Genomic DNA, 17,612 nt, shown 5'->3' on the forward strand with positions numbered 1-17,612 from the left:
CCCGCTCCTTAGCCCCAAAGCTGAGCGATTGAGCGTTTGAACTGACGCGCGGCTTCCACCGGAGACGCCGCGTCACGGATGCTACGACCCGCGATAAAGACGTGAATCGGGATACCCTTGAACAGCGGCAGGTCTTCCAGCGCCAGGCCACCGGTCACGGTCACTTTGAAGCCCATTTCGGCCAGACGTTTAATCGCGCTGATGTCCGCCTCGCCCCACGCCACGCCAGCGGCCTGCGCATCACGGCTGCGGTGGTACACCACCTGCTGGATCCCCGCATCGCGCCACGCCTGTGCCTGCTCCCAGGTCCAGAAACCGGTCAGTTCAATCTGCACGTCGCCGTTAAATTCTTTTGCCACATCCAGCGCGCCTTTGGCGGTATTGATATCCGCGCAGCAGATCACGGTGACCCAGTCGGCGTTGGCTTCAAAACACATGCGGGAGAGGATTTTGCCCGCGTCAGCGATTTTGGCATCAGCCAGTACGATTTTGTGCGGGTAGAGCGCCTTCAGGTCACGAACGGCGCGAACGCCTTCGCCCACGCACAGAATGGTACCCACTTCAATGATGTCTACCTCTTCGGCGATCAGGCGGGTGGTTTCATAAGCATCGGACAGCGTCTGGTTATCCAGCGCAACCTGCAACATTGGTAATGACATGTTCAATTCCTCTTAAACGGCCGCCGCAGTGGCGTTATCAATTAAATCCAGCACTTCCTGCGCGGTACGGCAGGCGCGTAAACGGTCAAAATTGGCTTCATCATCAAACAGATTGACGATCTGCATGATGCCCACCTCCTGGTGGGTATTGGCATCGACGGCCGCCATGGTGATCAGGATATCGACCGGGTCGTTATCTTCATGGTTGAAGACCAGCGGCGTTTTCAGCGTGACCAGCGCAAAGCCGGTTTTCTTCACGCCCTCTTCCGGGCGGCCGTGCGGCATAGCCAGCCCCGGGGCAATCACAAAATAGGGGCCGTGCTGCGCCACGCCATCCAGAATGGCCTGGTAATAACGCGGCTCGACAACATCCGCCTTAACCAGCAGATCCACGCTCAGCTTCACCGCTTCCTGCCAGGTGCTGGCGTCAGCCTGCAAAAGGATGGAGTCATTCTCTGCCAGCGAATCTCGTAGTTTCATGTCGGGTCCTTACTTCACGTCTTGTGGGAAGTGTTCTTTGATCACTTCCAGCAGTTTTGGTCCGAAATCCGCAGGCGACAGCATGTTGCGCACGCCCACCACATATTTGTTGCCCGACACGCTAATCTCGCCGGCAATGTGAGTTGACGCGATGATGATGTCTGCGCCGTTCAGCTCACTTTTGTATTCACCCACTGCGCAGCTGTTTACCGTGTGGTCGATGTTTGACTGGGTTAAAAACTGGTCCACTTTCATCTTCATGAGCATGGAGCTGCCTTGCCCATTGCCACACACAGCCAGGATACGTACGGTCATAATCGAAACTCCTTAGTGAGCAGAAACTTCTGCTGTTTGTTTTTCTGCATCTTCTTCTGCTCGCAGCGAACGGCCAGCGAAGAACATATAAGCCAGTGCAATCAGGATGATGACGGCCATAAAGACCAGCCCGACGGACGCAAAGCCCTGCATCATCGGCGGCGCCAGGATTGACCAGTCCGCCATGCCCATCCAGGCGCTCATACCGGTGAGCTTGACCGCCCACACGCAACCGAAGATTTCCACCATCCCCATCACCAGGCAGATCTTGAGCGCTGCACGCCAGCCGCCGAAGTGGTTAGCAAAGACGCCGATGGTGGCGTTGGAGAAGAACATCGGGATAAAGCCAGGAATAATCAGGATTGAGGAGCCGCAGGCCACCAGGATACCCACCGCAATCAGCTGGCCGATGGTGCCCCACATAAAGCCCCAGACGACGGCGTTTGGCGCGAAGCTATAGATGGCCGCACAGTCAATTGCCAGAACGGCTCCCGGGATCAGGCGCTGAGAGATGCCGTTGAAGGCTTCAGAGAGCTCGGCGACGAACATACGCACGCCCTGGGTGATGATGAAAATGGCCACCGCGAAGGAGAAACCGGTCTGCAGGATATAAATCGTCCAGTGCGTTTTGCCCGCCATCGCCTGCACAACGTCAATGCCAAAGGAGAGCAGAATGGCGCCGAAGAAAAGGGTCATCACAATCGCCGTCGAGACGATGTTGTCATGGAAGATATTCAGCCAACCGGGCATCTTGAGGTCTTCAACGCTCTCCTCTTTTTTCCCCAGGTATGGCGCAACTTTATAGGCAACCCAGGCCGCAAACTGCTGCTGATGGCCGATGGAGAAGCCACAGCCGTCGGTCACTTCCTGGGTCGGCTTGTACATCATGTTGGAAGTGATGCCCCAATAGAGCGAGACCAGCACCGCGGTGCAGATAATCGTGGTCCACATTGGGTAACCGAAGATATAGAGAGAAACCGCGATCAGACCCGCCTGCTGGAACATGATGTGACCGGTAAGCATGATGGTGCGAATACCGGTAATGCGACGCAGCAACACGTAGATAATGTTCAGCGCCAGCGCGAGCAGAACCGCGTAACCCACCCAGCTGTAGGCGTCACCCATGCGGTCAATCGTGGCCATCATTGAGGCATAAGTATCGGAAATTGCACCGTTTATACCGTAGACCTCCGCCATTTTGGCGACGACTGGCTTAAACGTGCTGGTCAGGATGCCTGACCCCGCCTGCAACAGCATAAAACCGATAATGGTCTTAATCGTGCCTTTGATGATCACGCTGACGCTTTTACGCAGCAGGATGTAACCCAGGCACGTCACGATACCCAGCAGCAGCGGGGCGTTGGTCATTACCTGATTGAAGAAAACGGTAAAGACGTTGTAGAGGATCTCCATAACTCTCTCCAGAAATGAGAACACGAGGGGCAATCCCTGTGTGGTTGGTGTCATCACTCTAGTAATCACAAATAATCATCACAAGATTGAATTTGATTATTTGTGACGCATCACGCAAATTATTTCCATGGTGTTAGTAATGATTTTCACTACCGCACAAACAAAATGAATTATTCTTTATAATTCATGCAATTAATCATTAACAGCGGATAGTCTAACAAGGATAAAGCGAAGTATCTGTGATATCGCACAGTTAAAATTACGCACTTTTGTCATTGCAAAGCACGTCAAATGGTGCCAGAGTTAATCACAACAAATCACCATATGATTACTTTTGATTAAAACCAGGAGTCAAAACGATGAGTAAAGTGAACACCATCACCCGTGAATCATGGATTCTGAGCACCTTCCCGGAGTGGGGTAGCTGGCTGAACGAAGAGATCGAACAGGAACAGGTTGCTCCTGGTACTTTTGCCATGTGGTGGCTGGGCTGCACCGGTATCTGGCTGAAATCCGAGGGTGGCGCCAATATTTGCGTCGATTTCTGGTGCGGCACAGGCAAACAGAGCCACGGCAATCCGTTGATGAAAAAAGGCCACCAGATGCAGCGCATGGCCGGCGTGGAAAAACTGCAACCGAACCTGCGTACCACGCCGTTTGTGCTCGATCCTTTTGCCATTCGCCAAATCGATGCCGTGCTCTCCACCCACGATCACAACGATCATATTGACGTGAACGTGGCGGCGGCAGTAATGCAAAACTGCGCGGACGACGTGCCGTTTATCGGGCCGCAGACCTGCGTGGATCTCTGGATTGGCTGGGGCGTGCCAAAAGAGCGCTGCATCGTGATGAAACCGGGCGACGTGGTGAAAATCAAAGACATTGAAATTCACGCCCTGGATGCCTTTGACCGTACCGCACTGATTACGCTGCCGGCTGACCAGAAAGCCGCAGGCGTTCTGCCGGACGGCATGGACGAGCGCGCCGTCAACTACCTGTTCAAAACGCCTGGCGGTTCCCTGTACCACAGCGGCGACTCACACTACTCCAACTACTACGCGAAGCACGGTAATGAGCATCAGATTGACGTGGCGCTGGGCTCCTACGGCGAGAATCCACGTGGCATTACCGACAAGATGACCAGCGCCGATATGCTGCGTATGGCGGAGGCGCTGAACACCAAGGTCGTGATTCCGTTCCACCACGACATCTGGTCAAACTTCCAGGCCGATCCGCAGGAAATTCGCGTGCTGTGGGAGATGAAAAAAGACCGCCTGAAGTACGGCTTCAAGCCATTTATCTGGCAGGTAGGCGGCAAGTTCACCTGGCCGCTGGATAAAGACAATCTTGAGTACCACTACCCACGCGGTTTCGATGATTGCTTTACTATTGAGCCAGACCTGCCGTTTAAGTCCTTCCTCTGATTATCCGGCCACATCGCCAGACCCTGAGTCTGGCGATTTCATATTTATTTTAGTAATTTCACGCTATTTCAAATATCATCTTTTCAAATCAATTCTTATCGGAATAGCTCATGACGGAAGCGCAACGGCATCAAATTTTACTGGAACTCCTGGCGCAAACAGGGTTTATCACCGTCGAGAAAGTGATCGAACGTTTAGGCATCTCCCCCGCCACCGCGCGGCGGGACATTAACAAGCTGGATGAGAGCGGCAAACTGAAAAAAGTCCGCAACGGCGCAGAAGCCATCAGCCAGCAGCGTCCACGCTGGTCGCCGATGAATATCCATCAGGCGCAGAATCACGATGAAAAGGTGCGGATCGCCAGAGCCGCCTCACAGCTGGTGAACCCGGGTGAGAGCGTCGTCATCAACTGCGGGTCTACGGCATTTTTGCTGGGCCGCGAGATGTGCGGCAAGCCGGTGCAGATCATCACCAACTACCTACCGCTCGCCAACTATCTTATCGACCAGGAGCATGACAGCGTGGTGATCATGGGCGGCCAGTACAATAAGAGCCAGTCCATCACCCTTAGCCCCCAGGACAGTGAAAACAGTCTTTACGCCGGGCACTGGATGTTTACCAGCGGCAAAGGCCTGACTGCAGACGGTTTATATAAAACCGATATGCTGACTGCGATGGCCGAACAAAACATGCTGAACGTTGTGGGCAAACTCGTCGTGCTGGTCGACAGCAGTAAAGTCGGTGAACGCGCAGGCATGCTGTTTAGCCGCGCAGAACAGATCGACATGGTGATCACCGGCAAAGGGGCTAACCCCGAGATCCTCCAGAAACTGGAAGATCAGGGCGTTAAAATCCTGCGGGTTTAAAGGTGCTGGCGGAAAAACGCCACCGTGGCCTCCAGCGCCGCTGGCGTAATGCGGTGGCGGACGCCCGATTCCCACAAACAGGTCAGATTGCCGTCCAGTCCTTCACGCTTTAGCGCCTGCTGCAGGCGAAATGTGCCGTCAGGCGGTACCACGTCATCTGCGTCACCGTGCCACAGCAGAAGCGGACGATCGGCCACGCGCGGCAGTGCGCGAGTCACTTCCCAGTCAGCCAGCCTCGCCGTCATTTCCGTCAAATCTTGCGGGGGAAAAAGCGTCTTCGCCAGTGACGTAAAGTAGCCGGAGCCCATCAGACAGGCGACGGATCTCACTTCAGGATGATGCGTCATAATCCCCAGCGCCGTCATGCCGCCCATCGAGGCCCCGGCAACCGCCAGCCGGTTATCGGCCACCAGCCCTGCGTCATAAAGCGCATCGCGCATCCCGGAAAACTCGGTCAGACTGCCGTGCAGAATGGGCCAGAACTGACCAAGCCGCGCCTGTTCATCCCCCGTAAAGCGCGCACCGTGATCGGGGGCATCCGGCATGACGACACGAAAACCGGCCTGCGCCAGCGCCACCGCAAAATAACTGTAAACCAGCTTTGACGAGGTAAATCCATGATAAAAAACCACAACTGGCAGCGGTTTATCACGTTTCCCCGTCGGCATGGCGTGTAAAATTTCATGGTCGCCGAGACGGCGTATTTCAATTTCAATCATTGTCGACCCTGTACGAATGAATGATTCATAATGTTGAGAACTGGGTTACGGTTTCAGGCTATTTTCATTCGAAAATTACGCCCCAGATAACACTTCGGGAACATTCCCCCAAAACGAAATTCGCAGACAACTACACTATGGCTATCAGGAAAAGAGATATGGTTATGCACAGGTTTGCAGCTTTATTGCTGGTGCTTCTTCTCAGTGGCTGTAGCGCACTGCAGGGAACGCCGCAACCCGCTCCCCCGGTTGCCGATCACCCGCAGGAGATTCGTCGTAATCAGACAGAAGGATTACAACGAATGGGCACCGTCTCCGCGCTGGTTCGCGGTTCTCCGGATGACGCAGAAGAGGCAATAAAGGCACAAGCCGTCGCCGCCAAAGCAGATTATTACGTCATTATCATGGTCGATGAAACCATCATTACGGGGCAGTGGTATTCACAGGCCATTTTATACCGTCAGTAATGGTTTTCCTTTGAACGACATTTACACTGCTTTGCGTCCATAGACATTTTCCTGTCCACAATAAACTCCATGCCCGCGTCAATGGAAAGGAGTTTATTCGCGAAGGATTGCCCGGCGGATACCGGAGATATGTGAAATGGAGCTGACGATGAAACGAACTCTTGCTTTGACCTCTCTGTTGCTCTCAGCCGGCCTGGTGAGCACCACCGCGCAGTCAGCAGAATTTGCCAGCGCGGATTGCGTAACAGGTCTGAATGAAATAGGCCACATCTCCGTCAATAACATTTCGGGGAGCCCGCAAGATGTTGAACGTATCGTGGCATTAAAAGCCGATGAACAGGGTGCCTCATGGTATCGCATCATCCAGATGCAGGAAGATAACCATGTCGACCACTGGCGGGTACAGGCCATTCTCTACGTCTAAGCACCTTCCTGATAAAAGCCACTTATTTTTAGTGGCTTTTCGTTTTTGCAAATTTTTTATCTTTTACAAAACCATATAAAAACAACTCAATAACATTTTGTTACACTAATTCAGTAAACGTAATCCCCGCTCTGCCGTTGAAGAACCATACCTTTTCAATGATGAGCAATTTATGATCAATCTTTTCCGCCGTGCGGGCCTCGGGACAAAGCTATCGCTGCTGACGGGCGTCAGTGTTGCCGTGCTGTTTCTGCTTTTCACTTTCCTGCTCAGCCAAAAAGCCAGCCAGCAGCTTGAAGCCCTCGCGGTAGAAGACCTGCATAACCAGTCCACCGGTATGGTCGATATGGTGCAAATGTTCAACACCAGCCTGAGTGAAGAAGTCGAAAGCTATACCAGACTGTTTACGACATTTTTGCCCCAGCCATTTAGCGTCGATACGCTTCAGACCCGGACAATTAACGGGCTCAATGTTCCTCTGCTGAAAGGCGGGGAAACGGAACTCCATGAAAATACCACTTTTTCTGACGACTTCCTGAACCGAACGGGGGCCATCTCCACGCTATTTGTTCGCAGCGGTAACGACTTTATTCGCGTCGCCACCTCCCTGCGTAAAGAGAATGGCGAGCGGGCAATGGGGACCGTTCTGGATACCTCCAGCCCAGCCTTTGCCGCCGCCAATAAAGGTGATGTCTACCGTGGCCTGGCGCTGCTGTTTGGCAAACGCTATATCACCCAGTACCAGCCGGTGAAAAACGCCGAAGGTCAGGTCATTGCGATCGTCTTTGTCGGGGTGGACATTAGCCACTCCTGGAACGTCATGCGCGAGAAAATCCTCAACCGCCGCCTGGGCGAGAGCGGTCACTTCTTCGTGCTGGATCGCAGCAACGGCAAAACACGCGGGCAATACCTGTTCCACACCACGGAAGAGGGACAACTGCCGAAGTGGGACAGCGCGACACAACAGCAGCTTCTGGATGATAAACCCGGCACCCTGGAGCGCGGAAGTGACGACGGACGGACGCTGAAAATGGCCTATACCCCGCTACCCGGCTGGAACTGGACTATCGTGGGCGAAGTGGATAAGTCAGTGCTGCTTTCAAGCGTCACCGCCATGCGCGATCGCTTCCTGCTGGCCGGTGTGGTCTTGTCAGTCCTCTTTGCAGGCCTGTTCGTGGTCCTTATTCGCCGTATGCTGACGCAACCGCTGCGCAACGTGATCCAGCTTGCACGGCAGTATGCCGACGGCGATCTTCGCTCCAGCCTTCCCGTGACGCGCCGGGACGAGGTCGGACAGCTGATTGACGCCATTAACGGCATTGGCGGCGGGCTGCAAAAAATTGTTCTGCAGGTTCGCGAGGCAGCAGGTGAGATCCAGACGGGGACTAACGCGCTGGCCTCCGATACCGGCGAGATCTCAGAGCAGATCAACAAGCAGGCCAGCAGCGTGGAGGAGACCTCAGCCAGCATGGAGCAACTGGCCGCGACCGTACAGCAAAATGCCGCCAACATGGAGCAAACGCAGCAACTGGTGGGAGAAACCTCACGCGCGGTTCACGAGGGTGGTGAAACGGTAACCCATGCGGTTGCCACGATGGATGACATTCGCGAAGCGTCAAAACGTATCGAAGATATTACCCGCGTGATTGAGTCCATCGCGTTTCAGACCAATATTCTGGCGCTGAATGCGGCGGTAGAAGCGGCACGTGCAGGCGAGCACGGAAAAGGTTTTGCGGTGGTTGCCCAGGAAGTTCGCGCGCTGGCGGGCCGGAGCGCCAACGCGGTGAAAGAGATAGAACAGCTGATTGGCGATACGCTGAGAAAAGTGAGCGAAGGTCACGCGCTGTCTGAACAGACGCGTCTGGCTATGGATTCCATCATCGTTCATATCGATAACATCAGCCAGCTGGTCACCGAAATTAACCACGCATCGCGCGAGCAATCCGCGGGGATTGGCCAGGTGAATCTCGCCATGACCCACATTGGTGAAGCGTCACACATCAACGCCGATCGCGTCTCGCGCAGCGAACAAACCGCACACACGCTGCGCGAGAAAGGTTTACATCTTACCCAACTGGTCAGTCTGTTCCAGCTTAAACGCTAGCCAACCCTGCCCGTGGCGCGCAGCAGCAAATCGCTTTGCACCTGCTCGCTCATCAGCGTACCGCCACGGGTATCCAGCATCATGCGGCACCACGCCTGCGCCACGGGCGGCGATGCGTGCCGCAGCATCTGGCTCCCGGCCCCCAGCAAGAAAAGCTGCTGCGCGATCTCCCGCCCCTGCGCCTCCTGTGGTTTACGCAGCTTTTGCTGAAGCTGGCGCCAGCTGCGGTCAAAGTGTCTGTCCTGCCCTTTGACCTGCGCAAACTCATCGGCCAGCAGGTCGTGGATCCCGGGCTGCTTCGTCAGCACGCGCAGCACGTCCAGGCACATGATATTGCCTGAGCCTTCCCAGATACTGTTCACCGGCATTTCGCGATACAGGCGGGGAAGCTCACTCTCCTCGCAGTACCCTACGCCGCCCAGCACCTCCATCGCCTCTGCCACAAACGGGATACCCGCTTTGCAGACGCTAAATTTCGCGGCCGGAGTAAACAGCCGTGCCCAGGCCGCCTCTTGCGGATCCACACGTTTATCCCACGCGCGGGCGAGACGGAACAGCAGTGCCGTTTGCCCCTCCAGCATCAGCGCCATGCGGCTTAAGACCTCACGCATTAACGGCTGATCGATGAGATTTTTACCGAAGGTTTGCCGCTGATGAGCGTGATACAACGCCACAGACAGCGCCCGGCGCATTAAACCGTGGCTGCCCAGCGCGCAGTCGAAGCGCGTAAGACCGCCCATTTTGAGGATCTGCCGTACCCCTTCCCCTTCTTCCCCCAGCAGCCAGCCGGAGGCATCAAGAAACTCCGCCTCGCTGCTCGCGTTGGAGCGGTTCCCGAGCTTGTCCTTCAGGCGCTCCAGCCGTACGGCGTTACGTTGTCCGTCAGGTAAAAAGCGCGGGACAAAAAAGCAGGATAATCCACCTTTTACCTGAGCCAGCACCAGATGCGCATCACTCTGCGGGACGGAGAAAAACCATTTATGGCCTACCAGACGGTAGCTACCGTCGCTGCATTTTTCCGCTTTGGTGGTGTTGCTCAGGACATCGGATCCCCCCTGCTTTTCCGTCATCCCCATGCCGATCAGCAACCCGCGTTTTTGCCCACCCGGCACGAGATGGGGATCGTAGCGATCGCTCATCAGCGGCGTTAACCATGCATGAAACGGTTTAGGTAGCGACTGTTGCAACAGCGGCGTGGCGGCGAAGGTCATGGTGACGGGGCAAAGCGTGCCGGCTTCAACCTGCGCATGCAAAACAAACCGTGCCGCTCTGGCCACAAAGGAACCTCTTCGCGCCTCCTCTTCCCACGCCAGGTTATGTACCCGGTTGGCACAGAGCCCCTGCATCAGCAGATGCCAGGCGGGGTGAAAGCGAATATCGTCCAGCCGCTCTCCGGTGGCGTCGTAGCGTAACAGCTCCGGTGGGTTGACGTTGGCCAGCCTGCCCAGCTCCAGCGACTCTGCGGTCCCTAACTGCTGCCCGATACTGGCGAGCAGCTCGCTATCCCACTCGGCCCCCTCGCGGGAAACCGCGTCACGCAGGGCGCAGTCGGAAAGGAAAAGGTTGCTGTTTGAAAGCGGTGCCGGTTGATTGAAAACGGTATGGGTCTGCCAGTGCATGATGTCTCCCTCCTTCAGTGGCAATGAGGATAAGTATGGACAGGCCGCGTGCACGCTGCATGGGAGGGGGGTCACAAGCTGGCGATCCCGCTGATATCATTCGTGAAATAGCTCACAGAACATAAGAATAAACTATTTCATCACTTCGCTTTTGTTGAATAATTTATTCTTACCCTTTTCAGTGAGGATCGTTATGCAACCGGATGCGCACAAGCGAGCATTAATTGCAGGCTCCATTGGTAACTTCATCGAGTGGTATGAGTTTGCGGTCTACGGTTTTATGGCGACCGTGATTGCCAGGAACTTCTTCCAGCTCGAGGGAGAAGCGGGACTGACCAGCCTGATCCTCACCTGGGCCTCGTTTGCTATCGCGTTCTTCTTCCGTCCCCTGGGTGCGGTGATATTTGGCCGCATCGGCGACAGGATTGGCCGGAAACCGACGCTGATCATTGTGCTGGTACTGATGACGCTCGCCACCACAGCCATTGGTCTTGTGCCCGTCTACGCCAGTATAGGCATTGCCGCACCCCTGATCGTTACGCTGCTGCGCATTTTGCAGGGATTGTTCGCAGGCGGAGAGTACGGTGGTGCAGTTTCGTTGATGACAGAGTTCGCTCCACGCGGCAAGCGCGGTCTGTATGGCGCGTGGCAGTCCTTTACCGTGGCGCTCGGGCTGCTAGCGGGCGCGGGGATTGTGGCACTGCTCTCCGCCCTTCTCACGCCTGAGGCATTACATGACTGGGGCTGGCGTATTCCATTCTTCCTTGCGCTGCCGATGGGGGCTGTCGCGTTATGGCTGCGTGTGAGTATGGAAGAGACGCCGAGCTTTGTGCAGCAGAAGGAAAAACCGGTTGTGGCTCAGGCCAGCACCTCCGCCACGCTCAAAACGATTCTGATGGGCATTTGCCGGGTCATGGTCTGGTCGGCGGCAGGGTATACCTACCTGGTGATTATGCCGACCTATCTCCAGTCGGCGCTACACACCGGGTTTAATCAGGCACTGCTGATAGCGGTGATTTCGAATATCGGCTTTGCGCTGACCATCATTCCCTCGGGTATCCTGAGCGACAAGATTGGCCGCCGCACGGTGATGATGATTGCCACCGCCCTGCTGCTGATCCTCGCCCTGCCGCTGCTGAAAATGTTGCAGGCTGAGTCCGCCCCGCTGGCCGTTAAAGCGATGGTGGTGCTAATTGCGGGCGGACTGGTGGGGATGCTGGCAGGACCGGGGCCGGCAATGCTGTCTGAAATGTTCCCGACGCGCGTGCGTTATACCGGCCTGGGGCTGGCGTATTCCCTGTCAAACGCGATCTTCTCGGGCTGTGCGGGACTGATTATTACCGGATTAATTAAAGAGACGGGCAACCTGGATATTCCGGCATATTATGTGATGGCAACGGCGGTAGTGAGTATTTTCGCGCTGATGACGCTGCGAAAGGATGACCATTTGCGGTCGTTAGAGGAGTGAGTTTGTCACCGTCTGGTGCCCTCACCCCGGCCCTCTCCCACGGGGAGAGGGAGAAAACACTAAAGGCCGTCCTTGGACGGCCTTGCTGTTTATTCTCCGCGCTGACGCACCGCTTCAAACAGGCAGATGCCCGTCGCCACAGATACGTTCAGGGATGACACGCTGCCCGCCATCGGGATGCTGATCAGCTCGTCGCAGTGCTCGCGCGTCAGACGGCGCATACCTTCACCTTCCGCACCCATCACCAGTGCCAGACGTCCGGTCATTTTGCTCTGGTACAGGGTATGATCTGCCTCACCCGCGGTACCGACGATCCAGATATTCTCTTCCTGCAGCAGACGCATGGTACGCGCCAGGTTGGTTACGCGGATCAGCGGAACGTTTTCCGCTGCGCCGCAGGCCACTTTCTTCGCTGTCGCGTTCAGCTGCGCGGAGCGATCTTTCGGTACAATCACAGCATGCACACCTGCCGCATCCGCGCTACGCAGGCATGCGCCGAGATTGTGCGGATCGGTTACGCCATCAAGGATCAGGAAGAACGGGTTATCCAGTGCGGCAATAAGATCCGGCAGATCGTTTTCCTGATACTGACGGCCCGGCTTCACGCGCGCAATAATGCCCTGGTGGACCGCGCCTTCACTTTTCTCATCCAGGTACTGACGGTTCGCCAGCTGGATCACCACGCCCTGCGCTTCCAGCGCGTGGATCAGCGGCATCAGACGTTTGTCTTCACGCCCTTTCAGAATAAACACTTCCTGAAAACGCTCCGGTGCGCGCTCGAGAAGGGCCTGCACCGCGTGGATGCCGTAAATCATTTCACTCATTGATGGTTCTCATTATGACTGTTCTTTCCCCTCTCCCCACTGGGGAGAGGGTCAGGGTGAGGGGCGGAACTTACTCCGCCTGTTTTTTCTTCGCTGCACGTTTTGCTTTAGTGGCAGCAGCGATTTTCTGCGTCTTCGCAGAAGGTTTTTTCGCTGAGCGAGCGTCTTTCTTCGCCGCCTTCGGCTTTTGCTTCTTCTCGCCGCGGAACGCGCTGTCTGGCTCGAAGTTTACCTTCTTACCCGCCTGACGACGTTTACCGCCGCCCGGTTTACCGTTTCCGCCTTTTTTCGCCCGTTCACGCTCGGTTTTACCGACGTTACGCGGCGCACGCTCGCTGGAGATGAGGCTGAAGTCGATTTTACGGTCGTCCATATTCACGGCTTCAACTTTCACTTCCACACGGTCGCCCAGACGGTAGGTCTGGCCGCCCGATTCGCCAATCAGGCGTTGACCAACCTGGTCGAAGCGGTAGTAGTCGTTATCCAGGCTGGAGACGTGCACCAGACCGTCGATAAATAGCTCGTCCAGACGCACGAAGAAACCAAAGCCGGTCACGCTGGCAATCACGCCTTTAAAGACGTTGCCCACCTGGTCCAGCATAAAGTCACACTTCAGCCAGTCCGCTACGTCGCGCGTGGCTTCATCAGCACGACGCTCGGTCATGGAACAGTGCTGACCGAGCTGCAGCATCTCTTCCATCGAATAGTGATAACCGCCGGTTTCGGTAGTGTTCCCTTTATGGCCCTGCTCCTGCGCCAGCAGATACTTGATCGCGCGGTGCAGAGAGAGGTCAGGATAGCGACGGATCGGCGAGGTGAAATGCGCGTAAGACTGCAGCGCCAGGCCGAAGTGTCCCCGGTTTTCCGGATCGTAAATCGCCTGCTTCATCGAACGCAACAGCATCGTCTGCAGCATTTCTGCGTCAGGACGGTCGCCAATGGACTCCAGCAGCTCGGCGTAATCGCGCGGTTCAGGCTTGTTGCCGCCAGGCAGCTCCAGACCCAGTTCCGCCAGTACTGAACGGAACGCGGTGATGGCTTCCGTTGACGGCTTATCGTGAATACGGAACAGCGCCGGCTCTTTGGCTTTCTCAACGAAACGCGCTGCCGAGATGTTCGCCAGGATCATACACTCTTCGATCAGCTTGTGCGCATCATTACGCTGGGTCTGCTCGATACGCTCAATGCGACGCTCTGCGTTGAAGATAAACTTCGCTTCTTCGCTCTCGAACGAGATCCCGCCGCGCTCTTCGCGTGCCTGATCCAGCGTTTTGTAGAGGTTATGCAGTTCTTCAATATGCTTGACCAGCGGCGCGTATTGTTCGCGCAGATCCTGGTCGCCCTGCAGCATATGCCAGACCTTGGTATAGGTCAGACGCGCATGGGAACTCATGACCGCTTCATAGAACTTGTAGCCGGTTAAGCGCCCTTTGGTGGAGATGGTCATCTCACACACCATACAGAGGCGATCAACCTGCGGGTTCAGGGAGCACAGGCCGTTAGAGAGCACTTCCGGCAGCATCGGTATTACCTGAGAGGGGAAATACACCGAGGTACCACGGCTGCGCGCTTCGTTATCCAGCGGGGTGTGCGGGCGCACATAGTAGCTCACGTCCGCAATCGCCACCCACAGACGCCATCCGCCACCGCGTTTTTTCTCACAGTAAACGGCATCATCGAAGTCGCGGGCATCTTCGCCATCAATGGTGACCAGCGGCAGGGAGCGCAGATCCACGCGGCCCACTTTGGACTCTTCCGGCACTTCTTCACGCAGACTTTCGATCTGATCTTCAACCGCTTTCGGCCAGATGTAGGGGATCTCATGGGTGCGCAATGCCATATCAACGGCCATGCCAGTGCCCATGTTATCGCCCAGGACTTCCACGATTTTACCAACCGCTTTGGTGCGACGCGTTGGGCGCTGAGTGAGTTCTACCACAACCACAAAGCCCATGCGTGCGCCCATCACCTCTTCAGGCGGGATCAGGATGTCAAAGCTCAGACGGCTGTCGTCCGGCACCACAAAGCCCACACCCGCATCAGTGAAGTAACGGCCAACAATCTGGCTGGTTTTTGGCACCAGTACGCGCACCACGCGCGCTTCCCGGCGACCTTTACGGTCAGCACCCAGCGGCTGCGCCAGGATCTGGTCGCCGTGGATACACATTTTCATCTGTTCAGATGACAGATACAGGTCATCTTTGCGGCCTTCCACGCGCAGGAAGCCAAAGCCATCACGGTGCCCAATCACGGTGCCTTTCAGCAAGTCGAGGCGTTCAGGCAGCGCGTAGCACTGGCGGCGGGTAAAGACCAGTTGCCCGTCGCGCTCCATGGCACGCAGGCGACGGCGAAGGGCTTCAATTTGCTCTTCACCTTCAATATTTAATTCAACGGCAAGTTCTTCACGATTGGCGGGTTTTTCGCGTTTTGTTAAGTGTTCAATGATGAACTCGCGGCTGGGGATAGGATTCGCGTATTTTTCGGCTTCGCGTTCCTGGAAAGGATCTTGTGACATGTCGGTTCCTCCGTTGTCAGCTCCGGTGGAAATTTTCTTCATTCCACCAGCAATAATTTATAAAGCGGTTGATTCTCTTCAACCAAATCGGCCAGCGTGTAGTTATCCAGTTCCTTGAGAAAACTTTGCACAGCCTTAGAAAGCGCCTGTTTCAGGCGGCAAGCGGGTGTAATGTGGCAAAACTCACTGCTGCAGTTCACCAGAGACAAGGGCTCCAGTTCGCGTACCACATCCCCGATGCGAATACTCTGCGCCGGTTTACCGAGACGGATCCCCCCATTCTTCCCGCGGACGGCAGCAACGTATCCGGCACGACTAAGTTGATTGATTATTTTGACCATATGATTACGAGATACGCCGTATACCTCCGTCACTTCAGAGATACTGGTCATCTTCCCATCGGGTAACGACGCCATGTAAATCAGCGCACGTAAGCCGTAATCGGTGAAACTTGTTAACTGCACATCAACCTCAGGAAAAAGGGAAAACGCGGTCAAACCGCAGAGATATTCATTAATGATGATAAACCAGCCAGATAGATAGCGGCTAATTTATTTGACAGACGGGGCGAAAAAGCGGAGATCCAGGAGCGGTCGCCGGATGGCGCTACGCTTATCCGGCCTACGAGTTTCCCCGCAGGCCAGCATTCACGAAGATTATGCGTCGAACGGGTCGCGCAGGATCATCGTTTCAGTACGATCCGGGCCGGTAGAAATAATATCGATCGGCACTTCGGTCAGTTCTTCAATACGCTTGATGTAATCCAGCGCCGCCTGTGGCAGGCCACTACGCTCTTTCACACCGAAAGTGGTCTCAGACCAGCCCGGCATGGTTTCGTAAATTGGCTCAATGCCTTCCCAGTCATCAGCGGCCAGCGGAGTCGTGGTCACTTCACGGCCGTCTGGCATACGGTAGCCGACGCAGATTTTCACTTCTTTCAGGCCGTCCAGCACGTCCAGCTTGGTCAGGCAGAAGCCAGACAGGGAGTTGATCTGCACGGCACGACGCACAGCAACCGCGTCCAGCCAGCCGGTACGACGACGACGACCGGTGGTCGCGCCAAACTCGTTACCCTGCTTGCAGAGGAACTCGCCGGTTTCATCGAACAGCTCGGTCGGGAATGGACCTGCCCCCACACGCGTGGAGTAAGCTTTGATGATGCCCAGAACGTAATCCACATAACGTGGACCCAGGCCAGAGCCGGTCGCCACGCCACCTGCGGTGGTGTTAGAAGAGGTTACGTACGGATAGGTACCGTGGTCGATGTCCAGCAGCGTACCCTGCGCACCTTCGAACATAACGAAATCGCCACGCTTGCGCGCCTGGTCCAGCAGATCGGACACATCAACAACCATACCGGTCAGAATGTCTGCAATCGCCATGACGTCATCCAGCACTTTCTGGTAGTCAACAGCGTCAGCTTTGTAGAAGTTCACCAGCTGGAAGTTGTGATATTCCATCACTTCTTTCAGTTTTTCAGCGAAGGTGGCTTTGTCGAAGAGATCGCCCACGCGCAGACCGCGACGTGCCACTTTATCTTCATAAGCCGGGCCGATACCACGACCGGTCGTACCGATCGCTTTCGCACCACGTGCTTTCTCACGCGCGACGTCCAGTGCCACGTGATAATCCAGGATCAGCGGGCAGGCTTCGGAGAGCAGCAGACGCTCACGAACAGGGATACCACGGTCTTCCAGACCTTTCATCTCTTTCATCAGCGCAGCGGGAGACAGCACAACGCCGTTACCGATGATGCTGGTGACGTTTTCGCGAAGAATGCCTGATGGAATAAGATGGAGGACGGTTTTTTCACCGTTGATTACGAGAGTATGGCCTGCGTTGTGACCGCCCTGGTAGCGTACAACATATTTAGCCCGTTCAGTCAGAAGATCAACAATCTTCCCTTTACCTTCGTCACCCCATTGGGTGCCCAGTACGACGACGTTGTTACCCATTTTTTTCAAAATCACCGTTTGCTTAAAAATGGATTCTACCATCGCTTTTTCAGATATACAGCACTTTTTGACCTCAAAATACGCCAAATCCGACCACTTTTTGATCAGCCAATCGTTTTCCTCAACATGTAGTAGATCACGATGCCAGCAACCACAAGTCCACCGCCGAAACGGCGCAAAATATTATCCGGAAGTTGGCTCATGGTCGCGATCATGCGGCGCCAGGCACGCGGATAAAGCATCGGTCCCAGGCCTTCCAGCACTAACACCAGGGCCAGCGCCAGCCAAATGGTTGAATTCATTTTTATTCCTTATAAAAGAAAACCACCGCTCCGGAGGGAGCGGTGGTTTGAATACTCA

Annotated in this window: 17 protein-coding genes; 6 read left to right on the forward strand and 11 right to left on the reverse strand. The window is 55.4% G+C overall.

Annotated features, from left to right (window positions below):
• Positions 1–8: 8 nt before the first annotated feature.
• From ulaD to ulaA, 4 genes are read right to left on the reverse strand one after another with little or no spacing between them, the layout of a single operon-like run.
• Positions 9–659 carry a 3-keto-L-gulonate-6-phosphate decarboxylase UlaD gene (gene ulaD / locus O1723_RS19490; protein ID WP_014882242.1) on the reverse strand — a complete coding sequence of 217 codons (651 nt, stop codon included), beginning with the start codon at positions 657–659 and terminating at the stop codon, positions 9–11.
• Positions 660–671: 12 nt separating this feature from the next.
• Positions 672–1,139 (reverse strand): PTS ascorbate transporter subunit IIA, encoded by a 468-nt coding sequence (gene ulaC / locus O1723_RS19495; RefSeq protein ID WP_014882241.1) that lies wholly within the window; start codon positions 1,137–1,139, stop codon positions 672–674.
• A 9-nt stretch (positions 1,140–1,148) separates the two neighbouring features.
• Positions 1,149–1,454 carry a PTS ascorbate transporter subunit IIB gene (gene ulaB / locus O1723_RS19500; RefSeq protein ID WP_163296583.1) on the reverse strand — a complete coding sequence of 102 codons (306 nt, stop codon included), beginning with the start codon at positions 1,452–1,454 and terminating at the stop codon, positions 1,149–1,151.
• Between the two features lie 12 nt (positions 1,455–1,466).
• The gene (gene ulaA / locus O1723_RS19505) at positions 1,467–2,867 is read right to left on the reverse strand and encodes a PTS ascorbate transporter subunit IIC (protein WP_014882240.1); all 1,401 of its coding nucleotides are present in this window, start codon (positions 2,865–2,867) and stop codon (positions 1,467–1,469) included.
• A gap of 359 nt (positions 2,868–3,226) precedes the next feature.
• Here ulaA and ulaG point away from each other — a divergent pair, with 359 nt between their 5' ends.
• On the forward strand, positions 3,227–4,291 hold the full coding sequence (ulaG, locus tag O1723_RS19510; RefSeq protein WP_010427455.1) for an L-ascorbate 6-phosphate lactonase: 1,065 nt from the start codon (positions 3,227–3,229) through the stop codon (positions 4,289–4,291).
• Positions 4,292–4,401: 110 nt separating this feature from the next.
• Positions 4,402–5,157: an HTH-type transcriptional regulator UlaR gene (ulaR, locus tag O1723_RS19515; protein WP_014882239.1), complete on the forward strand. Its 756-nt coding sequence runs from the start codon at positions 4,402–4,404 to the stop codon at positions 5,155–5,157.
• On the opposite strand, the gene yjfP is transcribed toward ulaR, so the two are convergent.
• Positions 5,154–5,876, reverse strand: a complete 723-nt coding sequence (gene yjfP, locus O1723_RS19520) for an esterase (RefSeq protein WP_014882238.1) — start codon at positions 5,874–5,876, stop codon at positions 5,154–5,156. The genes ulaR and yjfP overlap by 4 nt on opposite strands.
• A gap of 137 nt (positions 5,877–6,013) precedes the next feature.
• On the opposite strand from yjfP, the gene bsmA reads away from it, so the two are divergent.
• The 3 genes from bsmA to O1723_RS19535 all read left to right on the forward strand — a co-directional run bounded on the left by bsmA (position 6,014) and on the right by O1723_RS19535 (position 8,871).
• Entirely contained in the window at positions 6,014–6,343 is a 330-nt protein-coding gene (bsmA, locus tag O1723_RS19525; protein ID WP_014882237.1) for a biofilm peroxide resistance protein BsmA, read from the forward strand.
• Positions 6,344–6,479: 136 nt separating this feature from the next.
• On the forward strand, positions 6,480–6,767 hold the full coding sequence (gene yjfN, locus O1723_RS19530) for a DUF1471 family protease activator YjfN (RefSeq protein WP_023331857.1): 288 nt from the start codon (positions 6,480–6,482) through the stop codon (positions 6,765–6,767).
• Between the two features lie 172 nt (positions 6,768–6,939).
• Positions 6,940–8,871, forward strand: coding sequence for a methyl-accepting chemotaxis protein (locus O1723_RS19535; protein ID WP_014882235.1), 1,932 nt, complete (start codon positions 6,940–6,942; stop codon positions 8,869–8,871).
• Here the strand turns inward: O1723_RS19535 and O1723_RS19540 are convergent.
• Positions 8,868–10,490, reverse strand: a complete 1,623-nt coding sequence (locus tag O1723_RS19540; RefSeq protein ID WP_014882234.1) for an isovaleryl-CoA dehydrogenase — start codon at positions 10,488–10,490, stop codon at positions 8,868–8,870. The genes O1723_RS19535 and O1723_RS19540 overlap by 4 nt on opposite strands.
• A gap of 193 nt (positions 10,491–10,683) precedes the next feature.
• Here O1723_RS19540 and O1723_RS19545 point away from each other — a divergent pair, with 193 nt between their 5' ends.
• Positions 10,684–11,958 (forward strand): MFS transporter, encoded by a 1,275-nt coding sequence (locus O1723_RS19545; protein WP_014882233.1) that lies wholly within the window; start codon positions 10,684–10,686, stop codon positions 11,956–11,958.
• An 89-nt stretch (positions 11,959–12,047) separates the two neighbouring features.
• On the opposite strand, the gene rlmB is transcribed toward O1723_RS19545, so the two are convergent.
• From rlmB to O1723_RS19570, 5 genes are all read right to left on the reverse strand, one after another.
• Complete coding sequence (rlmB, locus tag O1723_RS19550) at positions 12,048–12,782, reverse strand: 23S rRNA (guanosine(2251)-2'-O)-methyltransferase RlmB (RefSeq protein WP_014882232.1); 735 nt, start codon at positions 12,780–12,782, stop codon at positions 12,048–12,050.
• A gap of 70 nt (positions 12,783–12,852) precedes the next feature.
• Positions 12,853–15,297, reverse strand: coding sequence for a ribonuclease R (rnr, locus tag O1723_RS19555; protein ID WP_014882231.1), 2,445 nt, complete (start codon positions 15,295–15,297; stop codon positions 12,853–12,855).
• A 38-nt stretch (positions 15,298–15,335) separates the two neighbouring features.
• Positions 15,336–15,761 carry a nitric oxide-sensing transcriptional repressor NsrR gene (gene nsrR / locus O1723_RS19560; RefSeq protein WP_014882230.1) on the reverse strand — a complete coding sequence of 142 codons (426 nt, stop codon included), beginning with the start codon at positions 15,759–15,761 and terminating at the stop codon, positions 15,336–15,338.
• A 192-nt stretch (positions 15,762–15,953) separates the two neighbouring features.
• Positions 15,954–17,252, reverse strand: coding sequence for an adenylosuccinate synthase (locus O1723_RS19565; RefSeq protein ID WP_006178975.1), 1,299 nt, complete (start codon positions 17,250–17,252; stop codon positions 15,954–15,956).
• 104 nt (positions 17,253–17,356) lie between these two features.
• Entirely contained in the window at positions 17,357–17,554 is a 198-nt protein-coding gene (locus O1723_RS19570; RefSeq protein WP_003855996.1) for a DUF2065 domain-containing protein, read from the reverse strand.
• Positions 17,555–17,612: the final 58 nt, after the last annotated feature.

This window comes from Enterobacter cloacae complex sp. HYC080_NIDB (assembly GCF_056673325.1).

Bases quoted from the DNA above. Each gene is read 5' to 3' on its own strand.
- ulaD (WP_014882242.1), bottom strand. From the start codon at position 659: ATGTCATTACCAATGTTGCAGGTTGCGCTGGATAACCAGACGCTGTCC.
- ulaC (WP_014882241.1), bottom strand. From the start codon at position 1,139: ATGAAACTACGAGATTCGCTGGCAGAGAATGACTCCATCCTTTTGCAG.
- ulaB (WP_163296583.1), bottom strand. From the start codon at position 1,454: ATGACCGTACGTATCCTGGCTGTGTGTGGCAATGGGCAAGGCAGCTCC.
- ulaA (WP_014882240.1), bottom strand. From the start codon at position 2,867: ATGGAGATCCTCTACAACGTCTTTACCGTTTTCTTCAATCAGGTAATG.
- ulaG (WP_010427455.1), top strand. From the start codon at position 3,227: ATGAGTAAAGTGAACACCATCACCCGTGAATCATGGATTCTGAGCACC.
- ulaR (WP_014882239.1), top strand. From the start codon at position 4,402: ATGACGGAAGCGCAACGGCATCAAATTTTACTGGAACTCCTGGCGCAA.
- yjfP (WP_014882238.1), bottom strand. From the start codon at position 5,876: ATGATTGAAATTGAAATACGCCGTCTCGGCGACCATGAAATTTTACAC.
- bsmA (WP_014882237.1), top strand. From the start codon at position 6,014: ATGGCTATCAGGAAAAGAGATATGGTTATGCACAGGTTTGCAGCTTTA.
- yjfN (WP_023331857.1), top strand. From the start codon at position 6,480: ATGGAGCTGACGATGAAACGAACTCTTGCTTTGACCTCTCTGTTGCTC.
- O1723_RS19535 (WP_014882235.1), top strand. From the start codon at position 6,940: ATGATCAATCTTTTCCGCCGTGCGGGCCTCGGGACAAAGCTATCGCTG.
- O1723_RS19540 (WP_014882234.1), bottom strand. From the start codon at position 10,490: ATGCACTGGCAGACCCATACCGTTTTCAATCAACCGGCACCGCTTTCA.
- O1723_RS19545 (WP_014882233.1), top strand. From the start codon at position 10,684: ATGCAACCGGATGCGCACAAGCGAGCATTAATTGCAGGCTCCATTGGT.
- rlmB (WP_014882232.1), bottom strand. From the start codon at position 12,782: ATGAGTGAAATGATTTACGGCATCCACGCGGTGCAGGCCCTTCTCGAG.
- rnr (WP_014882231.1), bottom strand. From the start codon at position 15,297: ATGTCACAAGATCCTTTCCAGGAACGCGAAGCCGAAAAATACGCGAAT.
- O1723_RS19565 (WP_006178975.1), bottom strand. From the start codon at position 17,252: ATGGGTAACAACGTCGTCGTACTGGGCACCCAATGGGGTGACGAAGGT.
- O1723_RS19570 (WP_003855996.1), bottom strand. From the start codon at position 17,554: ATGAATTCAACCATTTGGCTGGCGCTGGCCCTGGTGTTAGTGCTGGAA.